16 protein-coding genes are annotated in these 18,035 nt (G+C 31.2%); 14 read left to right on the top strand and 2 right to left on the bottom strand.

What is annotated here, in order from left to right; all coding sequences use genetic code 11:
* Positions 1 to 23 precede the first annotated feature (23 nt).
* Both HNV08_RS00695 and HNV08_RS00690 read left to right on the top strand, forming a co-directional pair.
* Positions 24 to 884, top strand: a complete 861-nt coding sequence (locus HNV08_RS00695) for a class I SAM-dependent methyltransferase (protein WP_173279193.1) — start codon at positions 24 to 26, stop codon at positions 882 to 884.
* A 256-nt stretch (positions 885 to 1,140) separates the two neighbouring features.
* On the top strand, positions 1,141 to 1,698 hold the full coding sequence (locus HNV08_RS00690; RefSeq protein WP_173279192.1) for an OmpH family outer membrane protein: 558 nt from the start codon (positions 1,141 to 1,143) through the stop codon (positions 1,696 to 1,698).
* A gap of 38 nt (positions 1,699 to 1,736) precedes the next feature.
* Here HNV08_RS00690 and HNV08_RS00685 read toward each other — a convergent pair whose 3' ends face one another.
* Positions 1,737 to 2,894, bottom strand: coding sequence for a DNA polymerase III subunit (locus HNV08_RS00685; RefSeq protein ID WP_173279191.1), 1,158 nt, complete (start codon positions 2,892 to 2,894; stop codon positions 1,737 to 1,739).
* Positions 2,895 to 3,075: 181 nt separating this feature from the next.
* On the opposite strand from HNV08_RS00685, the gene HNV08_RS00680 reads away from it, so the two are divergent.
* The 6 genes from HNV08_RS00680 (at position 3,076) to HNV08_RS00655 (ending at position 10,818) form a co-directional block, all read left to right on the top strand.
* Positions 3,076 to 4,263 carry a phosphoglycerate kinase gene (locus HNV08_RS00680; protein WP_173279190.1) on the top strand — a complete coding sequence of 396 codons (1,188 nt, stop codon included), beginning with the start codon at positions 3,076 to 3,078 and terminating at the stop codon, positions 4,261 to 4,263.
* 116 nt (positions 4,264 to 4,379) lie between these two features.
* On the top strand, positions 4,380 to 4,616 hold the full coding sequence (locus HNV08_RS00675) for a hypothetical protein (RefSeq protein WP_173279189.1): 237 nt from the start codon (positions 4,380 to 4,382) through the stop codon (positions 4,614 to 4,616).
* 82 nt (positions 4,617 to 4,698) lie between these two features.
* Positions 4,699 to 5,448 (top strand): GLPGLI family protein, encoded by a 750-nt coding sequence (locus HNV08_RS00670; RefSeq protein ID WP_173279188.1) that lies wholly within the window; start codon positions 4,699 to 4,701, stop codon positions 5,446 to 5,448.
* Positions 5,449 to 5,519: 71 nt separating this feature from the next.
* Positions 5,520 to 8,138, top strand: coding sequence for a carboxypeptidase-like regulatory domain-containing protein (locus tag HNV08_RS00665; protein WP_173279187.1), 2,619 nt, complete (start codon positions 5,520 to 5,522; stop codon positions 8,136 to 8,138).
* 118 nt (positions 8,139 to 8,256) lie between these two features.
* Complete coding sequence (locus HNV08_RS00660) at positions 8,257 to 9,816, top strand: LysM peptidoglycan-binding domain-containing protein (RefSeq protein WP_173279186.1); 1,560 nt, start codon at positions 8,257 to 8,259, stop codon at positions 9,814 to 9,816.
* Between the two features lie 21 nt (positions 9,817 to 9,837).
* Positions 9,838 to 10,818, top strand: coding sequence for a DUF4837 family protein (locus HNV08_RS00655; RefSeq protein WP_173279185.1), 981 nt, complete (start codon positions 9,838 to 9,840; stop codon positions 10,816 to 10,818).
* 53 nt (positions 10,819 to 10,871) lie between these two features.
* Here HNV08_RS00655 and HNV08_RS00650 read toward each other — a convergent pair whose 3' ends face one another.
* Complete coding sequence (locus HNV08_RS00650) at positions 10,872 to 11,051, bottom strand: twin-arginine translocase TatA/TatE family subunit (protein ID WP_173279184.1); 180 nt, start codon at positions 11,049 to 11,051, stop codon at positions 10,872 to 10,874.
* 114 nt (positions 11,052 to 11,165) lie between these two features.
* On the opposite strand from HNV08_RS00650, the gene HNV08_RS00645 reads away from it, so the two are divergent.
* From HNV08_RS00645 to rfbD, 6 genes are all read left to right on the top strand, one after another.
* Positions 11,166 to 12,035 (top strand): M23 family metallopeptidase, encoded by an 870-nt coding sequence (locus tag HNV08_RS00645; protein ID WP_173279183.1) that lies wholly within the window; start codon positions 11,166 to 11,168, stop codon positions 12,033 to 12,035.
* Between the two features lie 206 nt (positions 12,036 to 12,241).
* Positions 12,242 to 13,744, top strand: coding sequence for a GH3 auxin-responsive promoter family protein (locus HNV08_RS00640; RefSeq protein ID WP_173279182.1), 1,503 nt, complete (start codon positions 12,242 to 12,244; stop codon positions 13,742 to 13,744).
* Positions 13,745 to 13,778: 34 nt separating this feature from the next.
* Positions 13,779 to 15,461, top strand: coding sequence for a DUF6909 family protein (locus HNV08_RS00635; RefSeq protein ID WP_194241956.1), 1,683 nt, complete (start codon positions 13,779 to 13,781; stop codon positions 15,459 to 15,461).
* A gap of 3 nt (positions 15,462 to 15,464) precedes the next feature.
* Positions 15,465 to 16,517, top strand: a complete 1,053-nt coding sequence (locus HNV08_RS00630; protein ID WP_173279181.1) for a hypothetical protein — start codon at positions 15,465 to 15,467, stop codon at positions 16,515 to 16,517.
* Between the two features lie 14 nt (positions 16,518 to 16,531).
* Positions 16,532 to 17,080 (top strand): dTDP-4-dehydrorhamnose 3,5-epimerase, encoded by a 549-nt coding sequence (rfbC, locus tag HNV08_RS00625; protein WP_173279180.1) that lies wholly within the window; start codon positions 16,532 to 16,534, stop codon positions 17,078 to 17,080.
* Entirely contained in the window at positions 17,074 to 17,946 is an 873-nt protein-coding gene (rfbD, locus tag HNV08_RS00620) for a dTDP-4-dehydrorhamnose reductase (protein WP_173279179.1), read from the top strand. Before rfbC ends, rfbD begins: the two co-directional genes overlap by 7 nt.
* The last annotated feature ends 89 nt before the right edge of the window (positions 17,947 to 18,035 follow it).

Genomic DNA, 18,035 nt, shown 5'->3' with positions numbered 1-18,035 from the left:
AAAACATTATTACCTTCGAATTCGTGCCAAATAATAAACCAACATACCTAACCTTAAAAGACCATTCTCTATCCAAAGAAGCGTTTCAATTATTGTATAATAAGGAGCTTGATATGTTAGAAACCTTCCCAGAACCTAAAGGTGAAAAACTATCAGAATATTACAAAAGTGAAGACTATATTTCGCACACCGATACAAAGCGAAATCTATTAGAATTTGTATACCACAAAGTGAGAGAAATTTCTCTAAAGCGAAAATTGAAATTAATCAATTCGTTTGAGTCAGAATCAAAACAACTTTTGGATATTGGTTGTGGAACAGGTGACTTTTTGCAAACGGCTTTAAAAGATAATTGGAATATTACAGGAATAGAACCTAATGAAAGCGCAAGGCAAATTGCAAATTCCAAAACCAATAATGCTGTTTTTGAAACTGAAGAATTATCGAAATTAAAACCAAACAGTTTTGATGTAATTACCCTTTGGCATGTGCTCGAACATTTACCAGATTTGGAAATGCACACCGCATTATTTAAATCCTTATTGAAACCAAATGGTACTTTGGTCATTGCGGTTCCTAATTATAAAAGTTACGATGCGCAGTATTACAAAAACTTTTGGGCAGCTTATGACGTGCCAAGACATCTTTGGCATTTTTCTAAAATATCGATTTCAGAATTATTCAAAAAGAAAAAGATGCAGTTAGAAAAAGTTTTACCAATGACATTTGATGCGTATTATGTATGTTTACTTTCAGAAAAATATAAATCAGGATTTATGAATCCTGTTAAGGCATTTTGGATAGGATGGCAATCTAATCGCAAAGCCAAACGGTCTAAAGAGTATTCTTCACATATTTATGTGCTTAAGAATGCTAATTCGTAATTTAAACATACTCCTTTGATGTTTTTGATAACACAAAGTGTTGAGATAAGGAGAATTTGAGAAATGCGCTTAAAACGCTTTATATGAAGTTGTTTTTTATAGATTTTAAAAATAATAATATTCATTTACTATAGAAAATATCAATATTTAAAATTTTCGGTAATTCAGACACTAACTTTTATACATTTGCAAAAATTAATTTGAAACACAAACAAGAAAGATTTTAACTTTCATAAAAAGTAAATAACAAGATATAATGAAAAAAGTAATTTTAGGTTTAATGGTTTTAGTTGGAGCGGCTTCTTGTCAAGAACAACAAAAAATAGCATTTATTGATAACGGAGAAGTTATAAACGGTTATCAAATGAAAATTGACATTGAAGATAAGTTTAAGGCTCAGAATGATCGTTTTAACAAAACACGAGATAGTATAGCTATAGTCTATCAAACAGAAATGCAAGGCATACAGCAACGTTTGAGTAAAATGTCGCCACAAAAACAGCAACAAGAATCTCAGGCATTTTCTCAAAAGTGGCAACCTATTCAACAACAAATGCAAATGCAACAACAACAAATGGAGCAAATGTATAGTGTAGAAATAGATTCGGTTATTTCTAAAATGAACGCTTTTGTAGCAGATTATGGAAAAAAGAATGGCTATGCGTTTATTCTAGGAAAAAATCAAGCAGGAAGTGTTGTTTATGGTATTGAAGCTAGTGATATTACAGAAGTAGTTACAACAGCAATCAATGATGCTTATGCTAGTAAAGATGCTAAAGCAGAAACGTCTAAAGACAGTACAGAAGCGAAGTAATTCATTATTAAAATAACCCATAAAAAAAGCCAGGCGATTTAAGCTTGGCTTTTTTTATGTAATAATCTGGTGAGTTTTATAGATAAATCCGTTAAGATGATTTTAGAATGGCCATTACGTTCTATATGATAAATAGCGTTTTCTAGTTCTTCAGAAATTTCCATGATATTAGCATCATGTACAAAGGGCGCAAAGTTTTCAATCTTAAAATTATCTGATTTAGGCTCTAAATAAACCAATTCATTGGCCTTATAATTAAGAAGTAAGGCTTGTCTAAAATAATTTAAACAAAATTTTAGGAATTTCTTCTGAGTTTCTCGTCCGGTTTTGGCAATCTCTTCAGACCATGCCATTAAATCGTGAATGGCTGCTTTATTACCTCGTGCTTTAAATGCAGAACGCACCCAAATGATAAACCATTTTTCAAATTGAATATCCTCACTATCTTGGTAGACTAAATCACAAGCTTTATTGTAATTGCCGTTAGATTGATGTGCAATTTTAGTCGCCTCAGATTGCACTATTTGATAATTTTTTACCAAGGCTTCAGCTATAACTTCTTCTGGTAATGGAGAAAAACGCAAGAGCTGGCAACGTGATCTAATGGTACCAATAATCTGCTCCTCGTCTTCAGCTATAAGTATAAAAATTGTTTTTTCTGGTGGCTCCTCAATTAGCTTTAATAATTTATTGGCCGACTGTGTATTCATTTTTTCAGCCATCCAAATTATCATTATCTTATAACCACCTTCATAAGATTTTAAGGTTAACGATTTTATAATTTCTTGCGCTTCATCAACACGTATTAGCCCTTGTTTATTATCAACTCCCAAAAGCTTATACCAATCAAATAAATTACCATAAGGCTGTTGGTTTAAAAGCTGTCTCCATTCATTGAGATAATATTTAGAAACAGGCTTACTTTTTACCTTGTCACTAGTTGTTACCGGAAACGCAAAATGTAAATCTGGATGCGAAAAATTCTTAAATTTTATATTACAAGAGTCGTTGCCGCCTAAGTTTTCTCCATTGGTATTATTACACAAAATGTATTGCGCATAGGCAAGAGCCATGGCTAATGTACCAGAACCCTCAGGACCAACAAATAATTGAGCATGAGCAATTCTACCAGCATCTACACTTGTGGTAAGGTGATTTTTTATATGGTTTTGTCCTAAAACGTCCGAAAATTGCATGCAGCAAAACTATGTTTTTTTTATTTACCCTTAAAACTGAATTATGAGTACTAGCGAAAAGGTTATCGTAAATAATAGTAGACTATTACCAAAAAGACGCTAGTTTAAGTCTAGTATTTAATACGTTAATCTTTATATTTGTGCATCAAAATATTTTTTTTCACCACTTATTAAAATTCTCATGAAGACATTAAACGATTTCAATTTTAAAAATAAAAAAGCACTAATTAGAGTAGATTTTAATGTGCCATTAAATGATGATTTTCAGGTAACGGATGCGACTAGAATTGTGTCAGCAAAACCTACAATTATTAAGATTTTAGAAGATGGAGGAAGTTGTGTTTTAATGTCGCATTTAGGCAGACCTAAAGGCGTACAAGAAGAATTCTCTCTTAAGCATATAATTTCTAAAATTGAAGATATTTTAGGTGTTGAAGTAAAATTTGCAACAAATTGTGTTGGAGCAGAGGCAGAAGAAAAAGCTGAAGCCTTACAACCTGGAGAAATATTATTACTTGAAAACTTACGTTTTCATGAAGAAGAAAAACAAGGTGATAAAAACTTTGCTGAGCAATTGTCTAAGTTAGGCGATATCTATGTAAATGATGCTTTTGGTACAGCACATAGAGCACATGCCTCTACAACCATAGTGGCGGAATTTTTCCCAGAGTCTAAATGCTTTGGAAACTTACTTGCAATGGAAATTGAAAGTATTAAAAAAGTAATGGAAGATGGTGAAAAGCCAGTTTTAGCAGTACTAGGAGGAGCAAAAGTATCTTCAAAAATTACAGTAATAGAAAATATATTAGATAAAGTAGATCATTTGATCATTGGAGGTGGTATGACATTTACTTTTATAAAAGCACAAGGCGGACAAATTGGAGATTCAATTTGTGAGGATGATAAAATGGAACTCGCATTAGATATTTTAAAGCAAGCCGAAGCAAAAGGTGTAAAAATTCATATTCCTGTAGATGTCATTGCAGCAGATGCTTTTAGCAATGATGCCAATACACAAGTTTGTGATGTTACTAAAATTCCTAATGGATGGCAAGGTTTAGATGCTGGCCCAAAATCTATTGCAAATTTCGATGCTGTGGTGAATCAATGTAAAACGATACTTTGGAATGGACCTTTAGGTGTTTTTGAATTAGAAAGTTTTGCTAACGGCACCATAGAATTAGGAAATTCAATAGCTAACTCAACCAAAAATGGTGCGTTTTCATTAGTAGGAGGCGGTGATTCTGTAGCCGCTGTAAAACAATTTGGTTTTGAAAATAAAGTAAGTTATGTGAGTACAGGTGGTGGTGCAATGTTAGAGAGTTTAGAGGGTAAAACTTTACCTGGAATTGCGGCTATTATTGACTAGATATTTTTTAAAGCACACATTACTAAAATGTTAAATGTGAGAAATTTGTTTGGAAACATTTGTTTTTTTCCGCTTTTCTTTCTTTCAACTATATTAATCAACAAAATTTTATAGTTATGAAAGTATTACAAATTACGTTTGTGTTTTTTGCTTTAGCTTTTTCTGGTACAGAAGAAAAAGTCGAAGATGTTTATTTTGCGTGTCAACCAGAATCTAGTTCTTACTGTTCTGGGTATGCAGATGGAATGGAAGCTGGAGGTGCTGACCCAGAAGATTGGAGGAGTAATTATAATGGTTGTGTCAAAAAACGAGGATGTGACCAATTAATTTTACCTCCTCCAGGACAAGAATAGGTGGTATTAAATTTTCTTTTTTTAACTAACTAAGTTTATTTAAAAGTATTAACTAAGTAAACTTAGTTCAATCTATAGTTCTATGAAACTCAACTTAGCAATAATTGTATTCTTTTCTTTTCAACTTTTTTTTCTACAAGAAAAAAAAGATACTGGTTATATTATATATCAAGTTTCTGTCACGGAGTCTTTTACTTATAATGACCTTATTAAGGATGATAAGGAATATCATAACAAACAGCTATACAGAGACAGCATCATGAATTCTTTGGAGTTAGGCGTCGCTTTTTCAGACAACAAAAGCCAATCCTTTAGATTAAAAGATTATTCTAAAGATAGTCAAGAAAGTAAAGCTATGTATAAAGCGAAAGGAAAAGCAGACTATAGTTACGATGCTAAGTCTAATGTAGCAATTACTAGTATGGAATATTGGTATAAGCAATTGGCTGTAATTGTAGATTTAAAGGATAAATGGGAGATTGATTTTAAAAAGACTAAAACTATTGACGGTTATAAATGTTACTACGCTAAATACTTAGGGGAAAACGTTTGGTGGGATTATGGTAGTGACAAACCAACGTACGCTTGGTTTACTACAGAAATACCAATGCCTTACGGTCCCTTATACTTTAATGGTTTACCGGGTTTAATTATAGAGATGAACGTTGAGAATGTTAGATATACAGCTAAAAAAATTAGTTTCGAAGATACCTATGAGAATAAGTTACAACCAATAGATCTTTCAAAACATAAACAATATACAGATGAAGAATTTATTAGTTCTAGAGAAGATATAAAAAGAGATGCCAAGCGTATAATGCTCGGCAACTAATGCTTACAAATACTAATAGTAATTTCAATGACGTTATTTTATAATAACGTCATTTTATTTAAATAAGCTTTATGCGATTGTTACTTGTAATAATACTCTTACCTTTTTTTTGTTTTGCTCAAATACCTTTTAAAGGAAACGTTAAAAACAATTTACAAGAGCCTATAAGCAATGTTGTAATTACTTTTTCTAAAAAAAACACACCATCTGTAACAGAGAATATTCTAGTTTCTGATGAAGAAGGGAATTTTAGTTTAGAATTAGATGACAACTCTATTTATATATTACAAACTAAACATTTGAGTTTTTCAGATCAAAAAATAGTAATAAATACAACTGAAAAAGAAACCATAAATATTGTGTTACTAGATGCGGATTTTCAACTCAATGAGATAGTAATAAAACACACTAAGCCAAAAATTACTATAAAAAGAGATACCGTTTCATTTAATTTATCTAAATATATCGATGATAATGACAGAAAGCTAAAAGATTTAGTAGAAAAGTTACCTGGCATTACTCTGGAAAGCAATGGAACAATTTATTTTCAAGGAGAAAAAGTAGCAAAACTAATGGTAGAAAATGAGGATTTTTTTGGAGGTGGTACAAAACTAGGCTTAGATAATATTCCTGCAGATGCTATAGAAAAATTAGAAATTATAGCCAATTATAGTAAATCTAATTTATTAAAAGGTAGTAGAAGAACAAACCAACAAGTTATAAATTTGGTTTTAAAGAAAAACAGAAAATCTATCGTTTTCGGTAGCGCTGAAGGCGCAACAGATTTCACCAATTTTTATAAACTACATGGAGCATTGTTTCAATTTAAAAAGCGTCAACAAATAAGTGTAATTTCAGATATTAATAATATTGCAGAACAAGGTATTGGTATTAATGAATCTGAAGCGCTTAGTGACCCTAACTCTATATTATTTAGGCTACCCGAAGCAAATTTTTATACCAACTTAAATGATAATGAGCTCGCTAAGGCAAAAACAAAACTAGGTGCTACTAATTTTAAAATTATTAAAGACAGGTCTACATGGGATTTCCTAGGGTTTTACAATAAAATAGGCTCTACTGAAATTCTAAATGAAACGGAAGAGTTTTTAACCAACAATAGCGTAGACTTAAAGGAAGAGTTAAAAGACATATCTTCCAGCTCAATCTATGCAAGAACAACAAACTATTTACATACAAGTAAAAAAGAAAGACTTTTTGTGGGTTTATTTTCAATGAATAAATCGGATATTTATAACAAAATAAATTCTGTAAGCAATTTAGGAAATAGAGACTTTAGCAATACTACGAGTGATTATAAAATTACTTTTAATATAATCTTAGAAGAAATAAAAGCCCTAAGTGATAAAACAAAATTAGTTTATGGTTTACAAACTGACTATAAAGAAGTTGATGATAATCATATGTTAGGAAGTAATAATACTTTTTTATCTGACCAAATTCCGTGGTTAGATCAGAATAATTATAAAATCCAAAAAGACGCAAATTCTAATAATCTCGATATAATCATATCCTCAATACTTTATTATGATTTTAATAAATATAGCACATTACAATTTGCGGCTAATTTGTCGTATAGTGATATCGACAAAGCCACAGCGCAAAGTCAAATATTAGAAAACAATGATTTAAATAATTTGGGCACACTATTTAATTCTTTAGCCGAGTACCATAAAATTCAGCAAGTAAATAAGCTTAGTTATAGGTATAATAAAAAAAAATGGGACTTTAAACTAGGCTCATCATTAGGGCTCTATAAATTAGATTTTGAAAACTCTTTTGAAAAGGAAAGTATAACTAAAGGAATATTTAACCCCTTTCTAAACATAAGATATGTTATAAACAATAAGAAAAGCTTTTTTTTAAATTATTTTAAAGACATAGGTTATCCTACTACAAGCAAATTAGATTCTTATTTTAACATTTCCAGCTATAGTTCTATATATCACGGAAATGTAAGTTTAAACAATGAAGAAACTCAAAATATAACATTATCTTACTCTGACCTTAATGTAATGAAAAATTACTCATGGAGTAGTTATAACACGGTTAGTTTTGCTAATAAAGTTTTTTCATCACTATATGAGTTTAATGATATTAATCAATTAGTAAGTTATATTTATCAAGATAATGTGGGTTATACTTTAAACTCGAGAAATAGATTTTTTTATTTATTTAATAATTGGGAATTAGGGCTTAATTTAAATTATAGGTTAGTTAAACAAAAAGTCCCTCTAGTCAATGAAATTCAAAATATTACTAATGAAAAACTAAGTATTTCTCCAAAAGTTAGATTAAATTTTAGAAATATTCCTGAAGTTATTTTTAAACCATTTTATAATTTTAATTTTCAAAATTCTAGTTTGAATAAAAGAAATTTTATTTCTAAAGGTTTTTCTGCCACTACAAGATATAATTTTAGTGAGAGGTTATACATTAAGGGGAATTATAATTATTCTGAAATTGATAATGAAAAAGTGTTTGATAGATTTGATTTTGAAATCCGGCTTTCTAACAAAATTAAAAGTATGGATTTATCAATAATTGGGGAGAATGTGTTTTCAAATCGTATTAATAGTAGAATAATTCAATCATCCTTTTCACGTTTAGAAAGTACCTCATTAACCTTAGGAAAAAGGATTCTACTAAAACTAAATTATAGCTTCTAAAAGTATAATAGTTCATTTTGAAAACAAACCTTTAAATTTAAAGCAAAAAAAACGCTATTTTTAGCGATTACAGCGTTTACAAAACGTTGCATTAGAACAAATCAATATTTTGTAAATCATGACATTAAAATCGTTTTTATGTGCCAGTTTGTATGTGGTTTTAAGTACTGGGTTTTCCCAAACTAAAACCGATAGCATTTCTAGCGGATCATCCGAAGCCATATCAAATAAAGGTGAAGTAATCGATGGAAATCTATTTTCTAATGGAAAAGAGATTAAAGCAAAAGTAGATACCACAGGTATTAAGAACCTTAAAGATTTACCAGAAGCAGCAGAATTAGATGCGAAATGGTTAGCCGAACTTTATAGTAATTCACTTTACGATACCATTTATAAATCCGTAGCCGAACTCAATTACGAACCGGTTTATTACCCAGAGCTCTCTACAGATACACTAAAGGCAAGGCTAAAACGACTTAACGCAAGAACGCCTTTTAATGTAGAATACAATACCTCACTAGAAAGTGTAATAAAAAGCTATTTAAAGCACAGACGAACTTCATTAGAACGTTTAATGGGCTTAAGTCATTTCTATTTTCCTATGTTTGAGCAAGAATTTGACAACCATGATATTCCGTTAGAAATGAAATATTTGGCCATTGTTGAGTCTGCGTTAAAACCAAGAGCGCGCTCACGCGTTGGTGCAACTGGGATTTGGCAATTTATGTATGGTACAGGTAAAGAACACGATTTAGATGTGAGTAGTTATGTTGATGATCGTAGTGATCCTATAAAATCTACAAAAGCGGCCGCCGAATATTTAGGTAGAATGTATCGCATATTTGGAGATTGGGATTTGTCCTTGGCTGCATATAACTCAGGACCAGGAAATGTAAATAAAGCCATTAGACGCTCTGGTGGTTATAAAAACTATTGGAACATTAGAAGCAATCTACCAAGAGAAACAGCGGGTTATGTACCTGCTTTTTTAGCGACTATGTATATTTTTGAATATGCAGAAGAACATGGTTTTAAGCCAGAACGTCCACCATTTCAACTCATACAAACAGACACAGTACATGTGAAACAAATGATTTCCTTAGATCATGTGTCTGAAGTAACAGGAGTTAAAATTGAAGCATTACAATTTTTAAATCCAGCTTACAAATTAGATATAATTCCAAAGGTTGAAGGCAAAACGTATGCATTAAGATTGCCTAGAGAGGCTGTTGGGTCTTTTGTAACTAATGAAGATAAAATTTATGCATTTGCAAATGCCGAATTTAATCAACGCGAAAAACCGTTACCTCAGGTCTTTAGTTCTGACTCAAAAATAAGATATCGTGTTAGAGATGGTGATTATTTAGGTAAAATAGCAAGAAAACATGGCGTTAGAGTCAGTCAGTTAAAACAATGGAATGGTTTAAGAAGTAATAACCTAAAAATTGGGCAACGACTCACAATTTATCCCAATAAACAAGCCGCTTTAAATGCTTCAAAACCACCTAAAAAAGTATTAAACACAGAAGGAAAACTAACCTATAAAGTAAAGTCTGGAGATTCCCTTTGGACCATTGCACAAAAATATTCTGGAGTTTCTGTTCAAAATATTAAAGATTGGAACGATATTAGTAGTAATAAACTAAAAATAGGAATGATATTAATTGTTTCTCAATAAACCATCAAAAAATTTTAACTTATGAAAGCGTTTTATACAGTATTATTAAGTGTATTGTTAATGGCTTGTGGCGAGTCAGAGAAAAAAGATAGCCAAATGTATTTACCAGATTCTAATGGAAATTTAAATACAATTTCAATAGTGGCAGATAACATATTGTGGGAAGATAGCGTTGGCGAATCAATAAGAGATGTTTTTGCAGCGCCATTAAATGGTTTGCCAACAGAAGAACCTATGTTTAGTATGCGTCAAATTCCACCTCAAGTGTTCGACGGTTTTGCCGCAAGAAACAGAATTGTTCTAAAAATTGAAAAAGGTAATTTAGAAAGTACAACAAAGATTTTAAATAACGTATATGCTAAACCTCAAACGGTAGCTGTTGTTAGTGGTAAAACTAACGAAGAGATTATAGCACAATTAAATGAAAATAAAGACAAAATAATAGATGCGTTTAATAAGGAAGAGGTAAAGGAAAAGTTAAGACGCATTAACCTTTCTTTATTAGCTGATAAAAAAATGGAAGACCAATTAGGTATAACTATTGATATTCCTTCGGCATATAGAATTAGTAAGGCAGAGGATGATTTTTATTGGATCCGTAAAAACTTAAAAAATTCTAAAACCATTGAGCTTATGCTATATGAAGTGCCTATGGAAACCATATCTCAAGGCGATAGCACTATTGTAGATATTATAAAAATGAGAGATAATATTACTAAAACTAAAATTCCTGGTGAAGACGGCATTTATATGGCTGTTGAAGATGCTTATGTGCCATCAATGTTTAAAACCATAATAGACAATAAGCCAGCTTACGAAGTAAGAGGCATGTGGGATATGCAAGGTTATAGTATGGCAGGCCCATTTATTACTTACGCAATAGAAGATAAAATTAACAACAGATATTTACTAGCAGATGGCTATGTCTATGCACCATCACTACCTAAACGAGATTATATTTTTGAGCTCGAAGCCATGATAAAATCGATAACTATAAAATAATAAAAAAGCCAACTTATTTAAGTTGGCTTTTTTTATATCTAAGAAGTGTAATACTATTCTTTACGCTCTGCAGAATCATTATCTTTGCTAGCATCTTTAAATTCCTTAATTCCACTTCCTAACCCTTTCATTAATTCTGGTATTTTTTTTCCACCAAAAATTAATAAAACTACAACTGCGATAAGAATTACCTGAGGCATTCCAATCATTAATGGTAACATGCTTAAACTCATAACTTTTAATTTAATGCTGCAAAGTTAGTAATTATAGTTTAATTATAGTGTTGTTATGTTAACTTTAGGACTTTAATATATTGCCATTTCAGTATTTTAACTAATTTTGTTTTAATGGCAAAAAAGAAAAAAAAGGAAAAGAAATTAGCTAAAAAGCTACTTCACAAGTATCGTTTAGTAATCTTAAACGAAGATACTTTTGAAGAGCGATTTGCTATAAAATTAACACGTCTAAACGTGTTTATTTTAACATCACTTTCTGCAATATCTCTTATATTCTTTACTGTATTACTAATAGCATTTACACCACTTAGAGAATATATTCCAGGATATTCTTCAGCAAAATTAAAGAGTGATGCCACTAAATTAAGCTTAAAAACAGATTCGTTAGTACAAAAGCTAGAAGTAGATAAACTCTATTTTGCTTCAATAAGAAAAGTATTAACAGGTGATGTGTCTTCATTAGAATTTAATAGAGACTCGTTAATGGAAGCAGCACAAAATGACTTAGATATTTTACAGGTGCCAACCAACCGAGAAGATTCCCTTCTAAGACTTAAGGTAGAAAAAGAAGATAAGTATAATTTATTTGAGACCGTTGGTGATCAATCTAACTACGTGCTCTATCCTCCTGTAAATGGTAATATTTCAGAAGGCTATAACCTAAAAGAAAAGCATTTTGCAGTAGATATTGTAGTACCAATAAACACACCAGTAAAAGCAACTGCAGACGGAACAATTATCTTTGCAGAATGGACTATAGAAACAGGATATGTTGTAATAATTGAGCACAATAGAGAGTTAATTTCGGTGTACAAACACAATTCGGCGATTACTAAATCTCAAGGCGATTTAGTAAAGTCGGGCGAAGTCATAGCAATGTCTGGTGATGGAGGTGAATTAACCACAGGACCGCATCTTCATTTTGAGTTGTGGAGTAAAGGCTATTCTGTAGACCCAACAAATTTTATAGATTTTGAATAAAAATACGCAATAGATCTCGTCTATCACTATCTGTCTTTTGGTGTGAATAAAAACAAAAAATAATATTTCAAGAAGAAAATTTTTTAAAGCGCCTTTAAAACAAAATAGATTCTTTTTATATTGAAAGTATAACGTTTTACACGCATCAAATTTAGAAAAGCTCAACAAAGTTTAATTATTAACAGGTTTAAATTGTACAATACATAATGTTATCAATAAAAGCAGCCTTAGCAAAACCATTTGCAAAACGTGTATATAAATCTATAAAAAAGTGGTCGTCTAAACCAATAGAAACGCAGCAAAAAGTATTTTACAACTTAATATCTGAAGCAAAAGATACAGCCTTCGGAAAAGACCATAATTTTAATTCAATTTCTACAATTGAAGAATTTCAAAATCAGGTACCAATACGAGATTACGAAGCATTAAAACCTTACGTAGAACGCGTAGTTGCAGGAGAGAAAGATGTTTTATGGAAAGGTAAGCCAATCTATTTTGCAAAAACCTCTGGCACAACCTCTGGAGCAAAATATATACCCATTACCAAAGAAAGTATGCCAACGCATGTAGAAGCTGCTAGAAATGCCATATTAATGTACATCCATGAAACAGGTAATGCAAAATTTGTAGATGGAAAAATGATTTTTCTTCAAGGAAGCCCAATTTTAGAAGAAAAGAATGGTATTAAATTAGGACGCCTTTCAGGTATCGTTGCGCATTACGTTCCCAAATATCTTCAAAAAAACAGAATGCCTAGCCTAGAAACTAATTGTATAGATGATTGGGAAACGAAGGTAGATGCCATTGTAGAGGAAACTATCAATGAAGATATGAGTATCATTTCTGGTATTCCATCTTGGGTGCAAATGTATTTCGAAAAATTGATTGAGAAGTCAGGTAAAAACGTAGGTGATCTTTTTAAGAATTTCAATCTTTTCATATTTGGAGGTGTAAACTATGAACCTTACAGAGCTAAATTTGAGAACTTAATAGGAAGAAAAGTAGATAGCATAGAACTCTATCCTGCTAGTGAAGGCTTTTTTGCATTTCAAGATCAACAAAAAGAAAAAGGCATGTTACTTCAATTAAATTCAGGGATTTTTTATGAGTTTATAGAAGCCGAACACTTCTTTGAAGATCACCCAAAACGCATCACAATTGCAGATGTAAAGTTAAGCGTAAATTATGTTATGATTATTTCTACAACAGCAGGACTTTGGGCATACAATATCGGAGATACTGTTCAGTTTACATCATTAAAACCATATAGAGTGATTGTAAGCGGAAGAATAAAACATTTTATATCGGCATTTGGAGAACATGTTATAGGTAAAGAAGTAGAACAAGCTTTAAAAGAAGCGACAGAAAACACTTCAATTTCGGTAAACGAATTTACAGTTGCGCCACAGATAAATCCTGAAGAAGGCTTGCCATACCATGAATGGTTAATTGAGTTTGAACACGAACCAGATGATGAAGCCCAATTCATCGAAGCATTAGAAACGTCATTAAAACACCAAAATTCTTATTATCTAGATTTAATAGACGGTAAGGTTTTAAGGTCATTAAAGATCACTAAAATTAAAAAAGACGGATTTCAAACTTACATGAAATCAATAGGGAAATTGGGAGGGCAAAATAAAATTCCGAGGCTCTCTAACGACCGAAAAATTGCAGACTGTTTATACCAATTTAATCTGACTAAATAAACCTATATTTGTGTGTTAAAATGGCACAATTAATATGAAGAAAAAACACGAAAGAACAAGAGCACAAGAAAGCTCAAGCGCAATAGAACGCATGTATATTACGATGCGTCATCTTTTTAATCGTGGTTTTTATAAACCCATGGGAGTTTCTGGAGAAACCTTACGCGAAGCTTTATTGCTTTTACGTCCAGAAATTTATGGTTCTATAGGAGAAGAAAAAGCAGAATTAGAAGGCTTACTTTATGTTGTAGATCGTTTACCTCATGGCATAGAAGAATGTACGTTTATTAACCTTACAAGTGATGAAGGTTATGCAAATTCGCATTTTAAAGCTATAATTCCACCTAAAAGAAGAAGAAATTGCTATCGCATTGACGATGAGCAAATGAATATAGAAATTACAAGAGGGCGTTCTGAGATTTACGATATTTTAACGCACTTAACATTCTTATTTGTAGAATCGCATAAAATAAGCAAACGTGTTATTATAGACGAAGAAGGTACCACAGTAAGAGATTGGAAAAAATTAGAAAACGCGGTAACCTCTACTAAAAAACTGACACAAAAAGAGCGCGAAATTGCGATTACGCATACTGCAAATATATTGGGTAGAACGTTTAATGAATTAACAGAAGCCTATCCTAAATTTGCGACAGAAAATCAGCCAGAACGTTTATTACAAATTGTATATTGGTTAGGTAAATTAGCCATAGAAGAAACGGTAAATAATAACAAACGCACCATTACTTTTAGTCCAGTATTAAGAGAACGATTAGGGCATCATATACATGGAGAAGCGTGGGCAGATACCATTAAATCTGCACTGCAAAAAAACGGATTATTAGAGCGTCCAATTCATATCATTAGTGCAAATATGCATAGTGTAATGAACTCTTTGTTTGCAAAAGGTACATTAAAAGGGGCAGATGCTAAAAAGGATATTTTTGAAACTTATGAAGAACTAAGTAATTCAAAAAATGCAGCCATGCGCAATAAAGTGGAGAAATCAGCGTTGCAAAATGGGATGATTCAGATAAAGGATACATCTGGAACCAACATTGATATTCAGATTTTTGATACCGATAAGATTGATTTTTCAAAATCAGAATTTAAATATTTAGAGGAAAAGGTAGAAAAGAAGGCGGTTATTTTTGTAATGGACTATGCATTTGGAGAGCAGGCTTATGAAACCTTAGATGAATTTTTAAAGCCTATAAAAGTGGATGGTAAAAAGGTGCATTTAGATGTAAAGTCTATATCTATAATGGGTAAAGCAGGTATTTTAGAAGGCGGAAAAGGTGATGTAATGATTCCTAATGCTCATATTTTTGAAGGTACGGCAGATAATTACCCTTTTGAAAACGAATTAACAAAAGATGATTTAAAAGATTGTGGCGTTTCTGTTTATGAAGGTACAATGGTTACTGTGCTTGGTACGTCGCTTCAAAATAAAGAAATTTTGAAGTTCTTTAAGAATTCAACCTGGAATGTAATTGGATTAGAGATGGAAGGTGCGCATTATCAAAAAGCAATACAAGCAGCTTCTAGAGTAAGAGGCAGTATCAATGATGATGTAAAGGTAAGATATGCTTACTATGCTAGTGATAACCCATTAGAAACAGGAAGCACATTAGCATCTGGAGGTTTAGGAACTTCTGGTGTAAAACCAACATACGTGATTACAAAAAAGATATTAGAACAAATATTTAATTCATAAATAATGAGTGAAAAATTACCACAACCACCACAAAGCGAAGAGGTTGATTTAGGGCAATTGTTTAATGCTATTGGCAAATTGTTTGAAAAATTATTTGCTTTTTTTGGCCGTATTTTTAAAGGGATATTCTCAGCATTTATCTATGTTATAAAGCCATTAGTTGATAATTTTAAAATTGTTGCAGCTGCGCTTATAATTACTGCCATATTGGGTTATGTATATGAAAAATCAGGTGATCCTATATATTATTCTGAAATGGTGGTTAAACCGCATTTTGATTCAAAATATCAACTTGCAAGTAATATTGAATATTTTAATGCCTTAATTGGTTCAGGTAATCTTACGGAATTAGCGACCATTTTTGAAATGGACACAATTAAAGCTAAAACATTAGTTGGTTTTGAATTGTATGCTGGCCCTGAATCACAAAATGATTTGTTTATTGAGTATGATGAATATGTACAATCAGTTGATACCTCTTTAGTTGATGAATTGAGTTATAAAGAATATATCAATAATAGAGACTTAATGTCAAGTAGATTATTTGCAATTAAAGCAAAATCAATTCAGGTTGACATATTTCCTGAATTACATAAAGGATTTAAGAAGACTTTAGAGAATGAATTTTCAGAGTATCAAAAAAGCGTCAGAGATACTTTAGCAGATATAGAGCGTGCGTCTTTAATGCTGCAATTAGATCGATTAGATAGTATTCAAAAAACGTATTTAGAAGCCATTAAAAATGATTCTAAAAACCCAAATATATCACTAGGCTTATCTAATGTTTTGCCACTTCAAGAAGAAAAAAGAGAAACAAAGGAATTTGATTTGTTTTTAAGAGAACTCAGTTTAAGGAAAGAGTTAAATATGCTAAATCTAACGGTTGCTGAAGAAAATACTATTTACGATGTTTTAACACCATTTGATAAAATTGGTAAAAAGGACAACAATATAAGAAGACGATATACCTATTTATTTCCAATTTTGACTTTGACATTTTTATTCTTGTTTTTTTTATCAATAAAGGCTTTTAGTTTTATTAAAAACTATAAATAATATAAGCGCATAGAATGACTATAGAAGAATCAAAACTAAAAGGGTGTTATATCATACAACCTTCAATTTTTAAAGATAATCGAGGTTATTTTATAGAGTCCTTTAATCAGCAAACCTTTAATGAAAAATTAGGATTAGATATTCAGTTTGTACAGGATAATGAATCTAAGTCATCTAGAGGTGTTTTAAGGGGTTTACATTACCAAAAAGGCAAGTATAGTCAAGCTAAGCTGGTTAGGGTTATTAAAGGACGTGTATGGGATGTTGTTGTTGATATGAGAAGAGAGTCAGACACCTTCGGAAAACATTTTTCTATTGAGTTAACCGAAGAGAATAAGACACAGTTGTTTATCCCTAAAGGATTTGCTCATGGGTTTATAGTATTAGAAGATAATACTATTTTTAGCTACAAATGTGATGAATTTTATAATAAAGCTTCTGAAACAGGAATTATATTTAATGATAAATATTTAAACATTAATTGGTTTTTACCAGAGTCAGATTTTATTCTTTCAGAAAAAGATCTAATACTTCCTAATTTTAAAGATGCCGAGACATGTTAACAGTTTTAGTTACGGGTAAAACTGGTCAATTGGCACAATGTGTAAAGCATATTTCACAACAATATCCTAGTCTACAATTTAGTTTTAAATCATCTTCAGAATTAGATATTACAAATGATGAGTCTTTAGAAGCTGCATTTAGTTCAAAACAGTTTGATTACTGCATAAATTGTGCAGCCTATACCAATGTTGATAAAGCCGAATCGGAAAGCGCTTTAGCTCATAAAATAAATGTGTTAGGAGCTAAGAATTTGGCTATAGCTTGCCAAAAACATAATGTTACCCTCATCCATGTGTCTACAGATTTTGTGTTTGACGGAACTGCGTCTGTGCCATATTCTGAAGATGCATCGACTAATCCATTAGGAATATATGGTAAAACTAAACTGGAAGGTGAAACAGAAATTTCTAAAATTTTGAATAATCATTTTATAATTAGAACCTCTTGGTTGTATTCAGAATTTGGAAATAACTTTTTAAAAACTATGCTCAAATTCGGGAAAGAACGCGAAGAGATAAATGTTGTTAGCGACCAAATAGGAAGCCCAACATATGCTGTAGATTTAGCACATGTTATATTGTGTTTAATTGAAGGTAAAAGTAAGTGTTATGGTCTTTATCATTTTAGTAATAACGGAGCAATAAGTTGGTATGAGTTTGCTGGAGAAATCTTTAAACTAAGTAACTCTCCTATCATTTTAAATAAAATAGAAAGTAAAGATTATCCAACCAAAGCTGTGCGACCTAAGTATAGTGTATTAGATTCTTTTAAAATTAAAGAAAGATTAGATATTGAAATTCCTTGTTGGAAAACCAGCCTAGAAACTGCTATTACTAATTTAAATCGTAATATCAATTATTCATAGGCTTATTACGGTTGTTTAGCATTACAAATTATAGGCCAACTCAATTATAATAGTATTTTTGTAATACCTATGTCTAGCATAATTTTTTT

The sequence above is a fragment of the Winogradskyella eckloniae genome (assembly GCF_013249045.1).
GTDB lineage: Bacteria > Bacteroidota > Bacteroidia > Flavobacteriales > Flavobacteriaceae > Winogradskyella > Winogradskyella eckloniae.
This window is presented reverse-complemented; position numbering and strand designations above follow the sequence as displayed.